Consider the following 14401-nt stretch of genomic DNA (forward strand, 5'->3'; position numbering starts at 1 on the left):
TCGTAATCGATATTTATGTCTTTTATACAGTTTTTTTATGAAATTTTATCAATAAATTAAATAAAATTACGGGGGTTATTTTTATGATTTTTTTTTGACATTTCATAACAACTCTTGGCGCAATTAAAATACAATAATTGGCGCCAAGAGGTCAGATGAAAAGCTAAAATTATACCGGTCTTTAGCCGGTGAGGGAGAGCGATGAAGAACGACTAATTTTTAGAGCGCGCATTTGACAATGTGATTCTTTGGTGAGTTTCATGGTTTGAGTAATGTTTTTTGCTTTGCTTTCCGATATACCAAGCATGCAAGAAAGTCTTGTAGTATCGTTTTCTTGTATGGCTTTACACTCTTGTGATGATAAACGATTATATAATTGACGCCCGTAAACATGCAGTTCTTGTCGCAGAGCAGGGGAATGAGACAAGGCTTCTCTTTGTTGTTCCGGTGATAGAGAAAAAAGGTTTTGTAGGTTTTTCGTAGGCTTTTCGACAGATTGACTCAAGCGATTTTGTTCCCTTGTGTGTTGTTCTAGAATTTCATCCTTTATCTGTTGTACTGCTGTTGCATAATTTTTAAATGCTTCACCTAGCTGTGGAGCACTCTCTTCTGCATGTCTGCGAGACGGGCTTCTTATACCCAATATTTTCCTTCCCGCAAATTTACAGACGGATTTAGGATTTTGAGTTATTTGATCTGTAAATTGTTCGCTAAAGCTTGGATCTACATTTATTATGTCCATCTTTGTGCTTAAAGTTTGTAGATTGCCATAAACACGCTTTGACAAATGCTCAACTTTTTTTCGACATGCTGCGACAAAGGGATCATATTTAACTCTTTCGAATAGCTCTTCATTGGTGAGAGGTGCTAATGTTTCTTTTGGGATCAGCGGCTCTTTCAGGCTTTTAACATTGCTTTTCTGGAAAGATATGAGGGCGCCGTTCTGTAATGTTTTTACCTGCTCTGGTGAAAGGTCATCTTTATGGCCGACGACGAAAGTACCATCTATTTCCAGTACAAAACCTTCTGCGCTCATCCCTCTAAAGATGCCGTTGTAGGTTACACCTTCTTTTGCTGCGATAACAATACGATTGTTGATTTCATCAAGTCCAGCATTTCTCATTTGGGAGATGAATTCCTTTAAAATAAGTGCTTTTTGTGGATGTGTGATATCCTCAAACAAATCCTTCATTGGTTGTGGGTTGCCGTTTTGCATTGCTGCAATACTAGCCTTTGTCAGGCGTTCTTTTGTGATAACAGAAAAGTCGATTGGATGCCCTGCTGCTTGTCCAAGCTTTTCCATAAACATGCGTTGTGTGCGTCCATTGCCTTTTCTGAACGGATGGGCATGGTCGAGAGCTATAAATACCTCAGCGGCTTCTAGAGCAAATTCTTGCCGCGATAAACCTTGTAGATTACTCTTCGCGGTAAGTTTTTGCCCTAATTGTTTAAGTTCTCTTTGAATCTGTGAACCGACAGCAAAGGGAGCCTCATAACCTTTTGGTCGCATCGCTGGCATACGGGCTGTGGTGCCATCTGCAAATGTAAAGGATTGATCACGGGTCTGTCCGGCCCATTCAAAAGTGTTGTAGAAGAGGTTCCAGTGAATTGATTTCAGGTAGTCTGCATCAAATTTTCGTGGTAATGGTTCATGGCGAAAATTCACAGCTGCTCTAGCTGCTTCATGGGCACAGCGTTCATACAGTTTTTGTGGATTTTTGATGCCGTATTTATTTTTCAATGTTTTGCTTTTTTTATACAGATAATTTTGCTCTAACATAGGATATCTCCTTAGAGAATAGGGTGATTCATGAGAGTGTTAAACTCTTCGTTTGAAAAGTCCCCCCATCGCGTATTCTTCTGAAATTTCGAGTGTTTTAGGAGGGAGTTACATTCCCTCAAATGTGTGGGTGTTGATGGTGGTCTCAACGGCTTCGTGGTGTTTTTTAAATTCTTTTGAAGTGAGAAACGTAAAATGTTCCTTTGGGATGAGTGTCATGTACATTTCTTTTTTGAATGTGCTCTTAGTTCTTTTTGAAAATGCTGTTGGAAAGTCTTTTAGGTGTATTTTCTGCCATTGTTTAGCATTGTCACAAATGTGTGTGTTTCCTAGTGCTTTGCTTTTAACAAAGCCGTATTCAAAAGCTTTTTGATGGGTATGTAAAGTATGGTAATTGTGGTTATGGTCGCCATTAACTTTTTGGTTGTTTTGGGGTTCTTCATAAAGAGCGTCAGCATTGGTAAACACAGGCGCAAAAGCAACAATTAAGAATTTTTCTTGTTGGATCATGTGAAAATTCCTTTTTAATAGGTATTTGTAAGGTAAAATGCACGCTTTTTGCCTTTTATGCTGTTGTTGTTATTTTGTTGTTCAATCCATTAAGAGGATATTTTTTACTTTTTCTTTGCTTGTGGAGCAAAACGGTTTTTTTCAGAAGCTGCTAACATTTCTTTTCTCCTAAAATAGATCGCTCGACCACATCGTAAAGGTGGCTGTCCTTGCATAAGAATAATTTGTTCATCTTGACGCATATTTTGGATAATTTCGTGGGGTAAAATCAGGGCTCTTTGTTGATAATTGATGTTTTGAGAGCCTTTTGCTAAAGACAAACCTCTTGATTTACTTGTTCCGGTCACTTCAATGGTCATTTGACCACAACGTTCTGAAATGTCTTTGGCTGTTTGGAGGTCTTTGATGGCGGCATAACTCACAAATGAACAGCTTTCAAACCATGAGCGTGCTCCTGCTTCTCCAAAGTGATTGACCAACTGTCCAGAGGATTGATAAAAGAGCATTAAGGATGTGCCATATTTACGGCCGCGATCACGGGCTTCTTCTAAAATATTCATATAACCAAGAAGATCAACTTCATCCAAGACAAACAAAACACGTTTTTTGTAGTTCCCGTCAGCTGTGATCATTGCATTTAAAAAAGCACCAATAATGACCCGTCCAATTGCTGGATAACTATTTAAAATGCTTGCGGGAAGATTGAGAAAAACATCTGTATTCCCGTTTGTAATATCTGAGGATGCAAAATCACTCCCACAGACAAGATCAGCGTAATTGGATAAAGAAAGCCACTGGGTATCTTTTGATGCAGTTGTATAGACCCCTGAAAAGGTTTGATCCGCCATTTCTGTAAAAATACCAACCATTTCACGAATGAAAGGAGAAGGCGTTGTTTCTTGAATCATACGCAATTGATTCACGACTGCTGTTTCTGATTGAGACAAAATTCCACGCAGTGTTTTTAAATTACGTTCATGGTATTCATATTCATCAGAAAATATGACATGAGCAAGAAGAGCCGTTAAAAGGTTATGCGCTTGCGTCGAAAAATATTCTGCTGAAGAATTATCTGATTTTTTATCCGTGAGAAGCAATTTGGCAAAACCCACAATATTGGCTTCACGTTGTGTGCGTGGTACGCTGTCGTCTAAAAGCCAATCGAGCACATTAAAATTTCTTGTTAAGACCGAATTGGGATCTAGAACAATAACATTTCTGTTGCCCATCTTTTTCCGCGCAAATCTGACCATAGGTGCAACTTCGGTTGAAGGATCGAGGCAAACGATAGAGCCTGGGTATGTTAAACATGTTGGAACGACTGTACTTGTTGTTTTATATCCACCAGAACCGGCAAAAAAGATCATATGGGTTGAACCAAAATCAAGATTAAAGGTAAGCAAAGGTGCCGTCCCACCTTTACCCCATGTGGTTTTATTGCTAGGTGAAAAGGGAATATTGCACACGCTATCTTGATCAACACGGTATCTTTCACCAACAACAATTTGGCCATTAGCAGGAAAAATTTTTGCCGCTTCTTTTAAACTCATCCATGAGGCGTCACCAAAAATTCCTTTTTTTGCACGCTTGACTTTGTTGTTCCGTGGAGAGGTTGTCATGATTTGAATTGCTAAAAGAACAATGCCGATGATGACGCCAAAAACAACCATAGAATCCATGAACTTGAGAGCATAGTTCCAAGTTATTCCTTGTTGACCAACATAGGGGCTTAAGCGCTTTATTTCACCTCCAATATAGTAAAGGGCAGTGATCCCAAAAAAGACAGCTGAAACAAGCGTGATTTTTTTGCGCAGGTATAGTTTTTGCGATAGGGTATAAAGCAATGAGACAGCAACAACCAGCACCAACACTAATAAAGGTTTTGAACGAAGATACCAATAAATTTGATTGTCGTCTAATCCATTTGTGATAAACAACAACAAATGAGGAACAAGGAATATCGTTAAACTTCCTAAAACGATTGGCATTAAAATGAGCGCCAATTGTGTCTTTGTGTATTTCATTGCTTCTTACCTTCGATTTTTTCTGACTATGCCACAAAACGATGCTTTCAAAATTAGTGCTAGGATGTGAGATATCTCCCCCCCTTTTTTATGGGTGGGGGAGGGTATCAAAACTCTCCCAGCCATGGATGTTTTAATAAAGGAACAAGATTTCAAATTTTCTAGCTGGCCATAGCGAGCGCATTCGAGCGATTTAGTGTGGATGTGTAGGCTCGATTATGTGTTTCTTTGGCCTTCTGAACAGTGTTGGTAATTTTTCGTGCTTTTTGTTCTGATACACCAATACTTTTCGCGAGTGTTTCATAATCATTGTTTTTTATCGCTCTATACTCGTCTGGTGAGAGACGATGCTCTAAATTGCGTACAAACGTGCGGAGTTCTTTGTACAACAGAGGAAATTGAGACAAGACTTCTCTTTGTGTTTCTGGTGATAAGCAAAGGAGATTTTGCAAGTCTTTGCTCGGTTTCTCTATTGCTTTTCCGCGGCGTTCTTGTTCGATTTTATGTTCTTGAGTGATTACATGACGCGTATATTTTACAGCATGTGCATAATTCATCACTGCAGTACAGAGCATATCAACATGTTCTTCAGCATTTACACGCGCTTGATTTTTAAAGCAAAGGAGATTAATCCCTGTGAGACTGGAAACAGAGCTAGGTGTCCTTTCAATCTGATTGGCGAGCTGTTGCCCAAAGCTTGGATTTTTAATAATCTCCACCATCTGTTCGTTTAATGCTTTTGAGTTGCCATAAACAATTTTTGACAAAAGCTGGATTTGATCTCGACAGGCGTGGACACGAGCATCTTCTGCAATCTTTTCGGAAAGCTCACTTTTTGTCAAAGGGGCTAGTTGTTCTTTTGGGATGAGCACTTTTTCAAATTCTTCGGCTTTTGGGGCTGTAAAGGTAAATTTGTCACCAACCTTTAATGTTTTCAGTTGTTCTAGTGTGAGGTGCTCTTTATTGCCGATGATATAAGTACCTTGCGCATCGAGCACAAAGCTGTCAAAACCGGCACCTTTATAGATCCCTGTGTAGATCTCCTCTTCTTTTGCAGCCATAACAAGACGATCATTAACATCGCGCCCAAGTTCTTTCATGTTGTTCATGAATTCCTGTAAAATACATATTTTTTCTGGATTGGAGATATCTTCAAAAAGATCTCTCATCGGTTGTATGTTGCCATATTGTGCTGCTTGGGTATAGGCAGCCATCATGCGTTCTTTTGTTGCAAGCGAAAAGTCAAGCTGATGTCCTGCTGCTTTGGCGAGATTTTCAAAAAAGAATTGTTCTGTGTGTTCATTGCCATCTATGAATGGGTGTATATTTTTGAGAAAGATAAACATTCTTACTGCTTCAGAGTTAAATTCTTTGCGCGTTAAGCCTTGCAAATTGTCTTTTTCGGCAAGCGTTTTCTCTAATTTTTGTAAGTTTTCGAGAATTTCCTCATCGCTTACAAAAGCATTGTCCCATTCTGCTCTTTTCATTTCTGGCATGGCGGCAACGCTACCGTCTGCAAATGTGAAGGGAACAGTGCGGATCTTCCCAGCCCATTCAAATGTTTTCTTAAACAACTGGTGATGGATATGGCATAGATAAGCGGAATCAAAATGCTCTGGAAGAGATTCTTCACGCAGAATCTTTGTTGCCTCTGCTGTGTCATACGAACATTTTTCCAGAAAGAGTTTTAAATCTGTTTCTCCATATTTATTTTTGAGTATGTTGGTACCAGGATAGACATAATGATGGGGTGAGGGGATTCCTCTTGTTTTTGATTTTGCTTTTGGCATGATGACCTCCTTATAATATAGCGCTGTCCATGAGAGTGTTAAATTCTTCTAGTGAAATATTCCCCCTTGCGTATTCTTCTAAAATTTTGAGTGTTGTAGGATGAAGTGTTATTCCTTCAAGCGCATGGCTGCTGATGGCTGCATTAACTGCTTCGCGGCGCTTTTTTAATTCTTCTAGCGTTATTGATAAGAAATTTTCTGTCGTTTTTGTTTCCATTTATTTTTCCTTGTCTGTTTTTCAACAGTTGCATTAAATAAGCCTTTTAGTGCAGGGGAGAATTTTTTAGTTTCCCCCAAAGATGTTTCGTTGTTTGAACGGGTCATAATACATTTCTGTGACTTTGAATTTTCCTTCAACCCGTTTGCACTGGATGATGATATCAATCATTGAAATCAATAGACCCCGAATATCATCACGCTCTAAATCGCCTCCACCTTCACTTTCTTTTACTAAAAGGGTCATTTGTTCAAAGGCAGCAAGCGCTGTTGACGCATGAACTGTTGTAATCGAACCTGGGTGGCCTGAATTGACATTGCGGATATAATAAAAAGCTGTACCATCTCGAAGTTCTTGTAAAAGAATACGGTCTGGACGCATGCGTAAAGCAGATTCAAGCAATTCTTTGGGGCCAACAGAGGCTAAACCTTGTCCATCTTTTGAATAGATCATAGAAACATGATTGGGTTGTGACACAACCAGTTCTTGTGTATCTTCAATGGTAATAACACGCTCATCCTTGGGAATTTTAGCGATTAATGCTTTTGACAACGTTGTTTTACCAGAGCCGGTTTTCCCTGAAATCAAAATATTTTTTTGACACTGTACAGCTTGATTTAAGAAAGAGACAAAATCCTTATTACAGTAAGCGGTTACCAAGTCATGCTCAGTGCTTTTGAGTTCGCTAAAACGCGCTTGATAATCATTTAAGGGTGTAAATGATACTTGCTCACACAGCGAAAAAAGACCTTTGTTTGCAAGATCTTCGAGGGAGAAACTCTGCGAAGATGGTTTGCGAATTGTCATACTGATCGTGCCTTTTTCCACTGCCGGAGGAATGACAATTTGAATACGTTCATTCCCTGGCAGGGTAGCCGATAATATGGGATTTTTGTCTGATATGTTTTGCTTAGAATAGGAAGCGATAACTTTAGCAATTCCCATAAGCTCATTAAATGAGAGGGCTGGCACTTCTATTGTTTTCCATCCTTCAAGTCCTTCCGTCATCACTTGATAAGGACGATTGATAACAATTTCAAAAAGACTTTCATCTTTTAGAAAAGCACTGATCGGTTCAAGTTTTGTTAGAACAATTGCGACGGTTTCATCGTTCAGCGGATGTACGTTTTGGTTCATTTCAAAGTCACTGTAGGGTTTTTATAAAAGCTTCTTGAAAGAGCCCGATTAACAATTTGTTTTTTGTTTTCGACGATTTTCAATTTATAAACACTGGAAAAATCTAAATCGCGGGCAACAAAAACATTAACCATTTCTCCTTGGTTTTTGGACAATGTTGGAGGAATATTGGCATAATTTTCGGTGATAATATTTGCAATATTTTGTCCCGAAGAGACTGTTTCAGAGTCTTTTGTTTCAGAGTTTTTTTTGTCTGAGCTTTTTAAAAAACGCTCTCTCGCATAATTTGTTGCATCTTTGACAATGGATACAAGAAGCGCAGATCCAATTCGTTCGAACCAATGATTATCAATATCTCCATCCATACCAGAACGTCCTAAGGAATCTGTTGCTGGTGAAGCTAATGTTATGATGACGCCACTTGGTGTTTTGGCTCTATTCCATAGTACAAAAAGGCGATTTTGCCCTCTTTTTAATCCAGCGCGATATTCGCCAATAATTTGTGTGCCTTTATCAAGAAGGACAACCCGCCCATTGTCTGACAAAATATCTCTGGAGACGATACAACTGGTAAATCCTTGTTGGTCACTGTTGATTGCTGTCTCTAAGATACAGGGAATGGAAGTACCCATCGCGATAATGTAGTTTCGATTGCCAAGTGTTGAAGCGCGAACACCTTCAAGGGTTGTTGGCTTGAGAAGATGGTTAAAACGTTGTGCTGTTTCGTCGGGTTTAGTTTCTAGTTGAAGCGCAGCGATATTATTGATTGCTGTATTTGTTTTGCTTTTTTGTGTGTTTGCATAAGCTAATACGGGAGCACGTTGTGCTGCTTCCAAGAGTGAATCATCGGGCTTTGATTGATTTATTGTGGGCGTTGGTAGCTCAACTTTTGGCAACAGAGCGTTATTTTTCTCGGTTACTTCAGGGGATATAGGCTTTAGCTGTGCAGGTCGGAAAAGTTCTATTTGTTTAATAACTCCTTCTTTCGGTAGTTCAACAGATTGTTTTTTGTCTGTAACAAGCGTTGAATATGCTAAATAAAGACAGACACTGAAAAGAATAAAAAGAGCAGCCACTTTGCCTACATTGGTCTGTTGTTTTTTCCCTTGAGTGTCCTTTATCGTATCGCGATCATTGATGTTTTTTTCATCCATTGTGTCGTTCATGGCTGGTTTCCTATGTTCACTTTACGTTGTACAGAGAGTGATGTTGTTCCAGTTTCAGGATTAATTCCTTCAGGTGAGAACCTTTTATTGAAAATACACAGCACGTCATTGCCGCGGCGCAAAGTAAATTGCGCAGCTGTAGCATGCACAATAACCTTGTTGCCCTTAATCGATTTTGGAACGAGAGATTCTTGCCCATCAAGTGAGACAAGGTAAATGGCTGGGATTTCAGTATTGCCCAAAAATGTAAAGGTTGTGGTTTTACCGTTGTCATAGACAGAGCTTGGTTCAATGAGAGTTGAACCTTGCGCTTCATAAGCCCAATTGCGTGGTCCAAAATCTTCATGAGTGTTTAAAATATCATTGACAAAGTTTTCTTCGCGCTGTGCGGCTTTTTCTGCTTCGGCTAATTTTTTTCGCAAGGCTTCATCTTCTGGATAACGAAACTTAACCAGAAAATATGTATCATTGCCCGCTGAAACATCGCCTTCACGCACTTGAAGTTCAAATTGATAAGAGCGTTTTGTTCCATCTTGGCGGCTTGTTACGATTTGTAAATTGGTAATGGGTTGAATTTCGCGCGGTTTTAGAAAGACAAAGTGGCCAGCTGGGGCTACTTGCCAAGCAACGGAATTGCCAATCCCTACATAGGACACTTCTTCATCATCGGCAAATTCAATCTGGACTGAAGAACGAATAGAGCCAATCACTTGTACGACATTATAGGGGTCATAATTGACAAATCTAATGCGATTGTCTTTGCGTGCACTCACAGGGGCTGTTTCCGCAAATGATGGAACTGTACGACAGCTTATTGCTACAATAAAAGCAAAAAAGATTATTTTTAGAAATTGGATCATTTTATCACCTCTGGGTCGGATCTATATTCCGATACTTGGAAGCCAAGGGGATTGATTAAGCGGTCCGTTGTTGAAATCTGTGCATTAATGTAGGAAAAGTTTAAAATAGAAACCCAATGGGAAATGTTTTCTTTTCCATTGGGATCTCTGACCGTTTTATAGTAACGCACTTGAACAAGATTTTTGCTTAAAAAGGAGATTGATTTGATTGTAACTGTAGCAGTTGTGTTTTGATAGATATTTTGCGGACTTTCTGGATTATTTCCCGCATACCATTGTGCAAAACGGCTCTGTTCTTTTGGAGAAGATAAAAGAGAAATTAAGCGAAAATTGTTTTCTGCCTCTGATGCTTGAAATCCTTCACGCGCACGAACATATTTGCCAGAAAAATAGCGTGTTATTGCTTCATCATAGTCGTTGGGAGTTTCTTTTAGAGCACTCACCGTTTCAACAATACCTGTTGAATTATCAACACGGATAACAAAGGGTTCTACGGTTTTTAAGGGCGTTAATGCTGCTACAGCTAAAGCTAGAGCGATTGTTATTAAGCCCAAAAGCACGGTCAGTGCCATGGTAATTTTCATCCGCACGCGCATACCATGCATGCGATCAATATCGAATGAGCGTGCTTCTTTTACATATTCATCAAATGCGTCACTTTTCACGCGTGGCCTCCACAGTTTTATCAAAGAGTGTTTTATGGTTTATGGGATTTAATGGAGCTTCCTTAAGAATCACGTCCGCTGTTGCTTTTTCACTTTCCAATGTGTTGAGGATGACAGGTGTCGTAACAGGCCTTACGATTTTTTCTTGTAGGATGAAGTTTTTATTGTCCCAATCCCATTTATCTCTATTTAAAATGCGGGTATGTTTGCCATTACATCGTGGTGGTTTTTTGGGGCCATTCAGGGAGGCACAGCCGGTAAGGGCAATTGTAAGAAACACAAAAAAGGTTAATTTTCGTTTCATTTTTTGAACTCACAAATATATTATTGAATATAATGCGTGGTTTTTTTTGCTTTGAACAATTTTACAAAAGCAAACGATGAAAAATTTTAACTGATCTTGTGGAACCAAGAATATCAAATATTTCATGCAATACATGTGTGGGGCGTGCACTCTTTAGCACACGCGCCACAAAAACAAGATCTCTGTTTTTTTTAGAGGTGTCTGACATTAAAATCGACCACGACTTCGTGCTCCTGTTTTGGCAACTTTGGCTGCCGTACTTGCAGTACCAGAGAGTCTTGAAATTGTATTTTTTGCCGCATTTCCACCTGCTTTAGCGCCACCGGTAAGCATGGTGAAAATCTGTCCGCCTGAAGATACTCCTGCGTTAAAGTATGGTCCACCAGAGGACAGCGCAGAGGCAATGCCAGGAAGGGCACGGAAGAGAATAGCTCCTACCATCGAAATGACAACGACAGGGGGGAAAAGGACATAAATCGAATCATATGAACCTCTAAGAACGTATATAATAATTTTGCACATAATCGTTCCCAGCATGATCACTAGAACTTGCAAAATGGTAAAATTAGCCAATGTCGCAATCCATGCATCAGTGAATTTTCTGGTTGTATTGAATAAATAGAAGCTAATAAAGAGTGGTCCTAGACCTATAATCATTATAAGTGCAACTTGTGCAAACATTTGGACAACAAAACCAGCTATACAAAAGATGATAACAGCCAGCATCATTAGAGAGCCAAGAAGGCCAACCACGATTTTTTCAAGAAACCAAGCGTTATATAAGACTTCTTGATAACACCTATTTGCCTGTAACAAAATATAATCAAAGACATTAGATTTAGTGGGATTGCTGTTGAGCGCATTCCCAATAGCGTTCACTAAATCATTGAAAAAAACGTCTTTAACATAGATATTAAATACGCTCGCATTCGTTGCCATTGTCGTTACAACAACGATTTTAACAACATTATTGAGAAGACTATGCATGGAAAGGGCGACGCGACCAGTCATAACATTATAGCCATACAAAAAGATAAAAATGATCGAGGCAAGATTGAGTGGTTTCGCAATAGCAGAAGACAAACCACTCACAGTTGCATTCATCGCCTCATCGAGAGGTTGAAAAATATACGCAGAAATGCTTAGAAATGGAGAAAAACTAGAATTGTACATCAGACTTCGCAATTGCTTCTTTTAATTTTTCTTTAAACTCGTTGTTTTTTTTCTTTGCTTCTTCTTCATATACTTCTTCTTTTGTTTTTATATCTTTTGTTTGAATCATAGACAGAGATTGAAGTTTTAAAGCATCCGTTTGAAGATTTGCTTGAATAAGAGACAACTTTATTTGAAGATTTTGCAACTCTTCGGGTTTAAGATTTTCTTTTGATGCCAATGCATCACTTATTTCCTTGATTTTTGCTTCAGTTTTTGTTGTATTTTCGTAAATGGTTTCAGCTGCGCTTGATTGTTGGGTATCTAGTCTTTGGATGCTTGCTAACGCATTTTGATAATATTCATCTGCATTTGAGGTCGTTTGTGACGTTGCATGAGAGATAAAAGATAAAGATAACAGTGTGATTAAGCCATATTTTTTCATTGTTTTTCTCTCCTTTGATGGAATATGGGCAACCACTTTTCTGGGTCTGCTCCATATTCGTCGATAATTTGATTCATGAGTTCAATATTCTTGGTTGTGCCACTTAAGACAGCGATCTCATCGTTCATTCCGCGTAAATTAAGTTCTGCAACGACGGAATTGTTTCCCTGCTTAATGAGAAAACGTCGAGATTCTCTGCTTAATTCTGACTGTATGAGTTCAAATTCACGTTCAGTCAGTTTGAAGTCTTCAACATAATCGTGGTAATTTGCTTTTTGATTTGGAAAAAATATTTGAGTAGGGCATTGCTCAATAATCGTGTGTGCGATTGTTGAGTTTAAAGCATCCTTGGGGCTTTGTGTTGCAAATAGCATCATGCCATTTTGTTTACGGATCGTTTTGAGGCGATCTTGCGCAAAAGCTTTGAATGAATCGTCTTCAAGCGCTTTCCAGAATTCATCAACGACAATAATAATGCGCCGCCCATCAATAAGATCAAGAATGCGGTGAAACAGATACATCATCAAGGGGCGCCGAATTTCTTCATTGTCTAAGAAATCCGTCATGTCATAACCAATAAATTGGGAATCTAAATTGAGATCATCTTGATCATTATCAAAAACCCAACCTAAGTCATTGCCTTTGATCCAGCGTTGTAACCGTATAGCAATGCCTTCTTTTGATGTGTTATCAAAAAACAGTTGAAGAGCGCCAAGAGAGCGTTGCGCGTGGGGAAAGCTTTCCAAGGCATCGATAGCTTTAGCGATATCTTGTCGCTCTTGTTCTGTTACCATTTGTCCTTCAGTGGTGACAAGCTTCAAGATCCAATTGCGAAGAAAGATTTTGTTTTTTTCCGTATATTTTATGCCCTTTAAAGGCGCAATCCCTGTGGGCTTCCCATTTTTCAAAGGTTTATATTTTCCGCCTCCAGCCCGTACAAAAATCTCTGCACCCTGATCCTTGTCAAAAAAGACCATTGTTGGATTGTGTTTTTGCAATTGTGCGAGAAGGAAATTAACAATAACAGTTTTGCCAGATCCAGATGGGCCGCACACAAAGGTGTTGCCAAGATCACCGTAATGAAAATTAAAATAATAAGGTGAACAAGCTTGTGTCTTTAGCAATGCTACAGCAGTTCCCCAAACATTGCCTTCGAGTTTGCCAACGGGAAAGGAATGGAAAGGCGATAAAGCTGCAAAATTTCTGCTGGTAATAGCTCCAGAGCGCGCACGATAACTGAAGTTTCCAGGCAGTTGTGCCCACCATGCTGCCTCCAATCCTAGATCTTCTCTGGCGATAACTGCTCCACCATTGGTTAAATGGGAACGTGCTTTTGAGAGATTTTCAGCCAATATTTTTGGATGATCAGCAAAAACTGTTAGGGAGAGATGATGCTCACCTAAAACAAAACGATTTGACTCTAAATCATCCAGCGCTTCATCTAGCGCTTCAATTTGTGAGCTGGCACGATCAGCCACATTAATCATTTGATTTTGTTTGCGGCCCATAATGGCGCCGGCAGCTGCTTTACTTTTAAAGACAAAAGATTGTGTTAAAATAAATTCAAACGGTGTTGTAAGCAAACCATCTGTCATACCTGGACGTGTTTTAGAGGGATATTCTTTCCACCCAAACATGCCAGCAAAGCGCTCATTACTTTCATGACGAATTTCAATAATTTCTTTGCCAAAAATAACACGATCTGAGTAAATCGTTGAGGCAATAGTACCAAATGTGAGAGGAATGCGTTCACGTCTTCCTCCCACCAATTGGTGTAGAAATTCACTTTGTTCAGAAAATAAAATGCCATCATGTTCATAAATTGACAAGAGACGCGCTCCATATTCCTCCAAACCTTGCATGAAATCTTGGCTTAACTCTTCGAGTTTACGAATAGCTTCTATATCTGGTTCAGATTGTGTTTTCTTCGCCTTTGCTAATCGCTGGAAAAATGAGGCAAGTTGTTCCGTTTTATCGGATGCCGGATTCCAGAGAAGTGAAATGAAGAGATCGTTTCTATAAAGCTCTTGAGAAACCATCTTATTTTTGTATTTTTCATCTAATGTTGCTGCAAAAGATGAAGAAAAACGACTCTCTGGATAAATCATTTCACGTCGACGGATGATATGAGAATATAAAGCAACACGTTCATCCGCTATATTTTTCAAGAGAGTGTTTAGTTGGTTATGCAAGGAATTTAATTGATCGATATCTGCAGTGTCAAAATTTATACCCTCAACAGTCATCACAGTCATCAAGCAGCGCGAGTTTAACGCAATGACGTGTTGATTGACATGGCGTATGTAAGGAATATAATCTTCAGACTGAGCATCCCGTTTCATGACGGACAT

General features: G+C 39.2%; 13 protein-coding genes. All 13 read right to left on the reverse strand.

Annotation, left to right across the window (positions count from 1 at the left end; genetic code table 11):
* Nucleotides 1–181 precede the first annotated feature (181 nt).
* The 13 genes from GQO39_RS04220 to GQO39_RS04280 all read right to left on the reverse strand — a co-directional run bounded on the left by GQO39_RS04220 (nucleotide 182) and on the right by GQO39_RS04280 (nucleotide 14401).
* On the reverse strand, nucleotides 182–1780 hold the full coding sequence (locus GQO39_RS04220; RefSeq protein ID WP_156851078.1) for a BID domain-containing T4SS effector: 1599 nt from the start codon (nucleotides 1778–1780) through the stop codon (nucleotides 182–184).
* Nucleotides 1781–1888: 108 nt separating this feature from the next.
* Nucleotides 1889–2290: a hypothetical protein gene (locus tag GQO39_RS04225; RefSeq protein WP_156851079.1), complete on the reverse strand. Its 402-nt coding sequence runs from the start codon at nucleotides 2288–2290 to the stop codon at nucleotides 1889–1891.
* Between the two features lie 104 nt (nucleotides 2291–2394).
* A complete protein-coding gene (gene traG, locus GQO39_RS04230) occupies nucleotides 2395–4314 on the reverse strand; it encodes a Ti-type conjugative transfer system protein TraG (RefSeq protein ID WP_156851080.1) in 1920 nt (639 codons plus the stop codon).
* Between the two features lie 161 nt (nucleotides 4315–4475).
* Nucleotides 4476–6104, reverse strand: a complete 1629-nt coding sequence (locus GQO39_RS04235) for a BID domain-containing T4SS effector (RefSeq protein ID WP_156851081.1) — start codon at nucleotides 6102–6104, stop codon at nucleotides 4476–4478.
* A gap of 10 nt (nucleotides 6105–6114) precedes the next feature.
* Nucleotides 6115–6321, reverse strand: a complete 207-nt coding sequence (locus GQO39_RS04240) for an antitoxin VbhA family protein (protein WP_007553626.1) — start codon at nucleotides 6319–6321, stop codon at nucleotides 6115–6117.
* Between the two features lie 66 nt (nucleotides 6322–6387).
* Entirely contained in the window at nucleotides 6388–7458 is a 1071-nt protein-coding gene (virB11, locus tag GQO39_RS04245) for a P-type DNA transfer ATPase VirB11 (RefSeq protein ID WP_156851082.1), read from the reverse strand.
* Entirely contained in the window at nucleotides 7455–8624 is a 1170-nt protein-coding gene (gene virB10, locus GQO39_RS04250; RefSeq protein WP_156851083.1) for a type IV secretion system protein VirB10, read from the reverse strand. Before virB10 ends, virB11 begins: the two co-directional genes overlap by 4 nt.
* Nucleotides 8621–9484 (reverse strand): P-type conjugative transfer protein VirB9, encoded by an 864-nt coding sequence (virB9, locus tag GQO39_RS04255; protein WP_156851084.1) that lies wholly within the window; start codon nucleotides 9482–9484, stop codon nucleotides 8621–8623. The genes virB10 and virB9 overlap by 4 nt, the downstream gene beginning before the upstream one ends.
* Nucleotides 9481–10185 carry a VirB8 family type IV secretion system protein gene (locus GQO39_RS04260; protein ID WP_198039411.1) on the reverse strand — a complete coding sequence of 235 codons (705 nt, stop codon included), beginning with the start codon at nucleotides 10183–10185 and terminating at the stop codon, nucleotides 9481–9483. Before GQO39_RS04260 ends, virB9 begins: the two co-directional genes overlap by 4 nt.
* On the reverse strand, nucleotides 10139–10453 hold the full coding sequence (locus GQO39_RS04265) for a type IV secretion system protein VirB7 (protein WP_156851085.1): 315 nt from the start codon (nucleotides 10451–10453) through the stop codon (nucleotides 10139–10141). The genes GQO39_RS04260 and GQO39_RS04265 overlap by 47 nt, the downstream gene beginning before the upstream one ends.
* A gap of 207 nt (nucleotides 10454–10660) precedes the next feature.
* On the reverse strand, nucleotides 10661–11626 hold the full coding sequence (locus GQO39_RS04270; protein ID WP_156851086.1) for a TrbL/VirB6 family protein: 966 nt from the start codon (nucleotides 11624–11626) through the stop codon (nucleotides 10661–10663).
* Nucleotides 11613–12050: a TrbJ/VirB5 family protein gene (locus GQO39_RS04275; RefSeq protein ID WP_156851087.1), complete on the reverse strand. Its 438-nt coding sequence runs from the start codon at nucleotides 12048–12050 to the stop codon at nucleotides 11613–11615. Before GQO39_RS04275 ends, GQO39_RS04270 begins: the two co-directional genes overlap by 14 nt.
* Nucleotides 12047–14401 (reverse strand): VirB4 family type IV secretion/conjugal transfer ATPase, encoded by a 2355-nt coding sequence (locus GQO39_RS04280; RefSeq protein WP_156851107.1) that lies wholly within the window; start codon nucleotides 14399–14401, stop codon nucleotides 12047–12049. Before GQO39_RS04280 ends, GQO39_RS04275 begins: the two co-directional genes overlap by 4 nt.

The organism is Bartonella refiksaydamii (genome assembly GCF_902652675.1).
GTDB classification, from domain to species: domain Bacteria; phylum Pseudomonadota; class Alphaproteobacteria; order Rhizobiales; family Rhizobiaceae; genus Bartonella; species Bartonella refiksaydamii.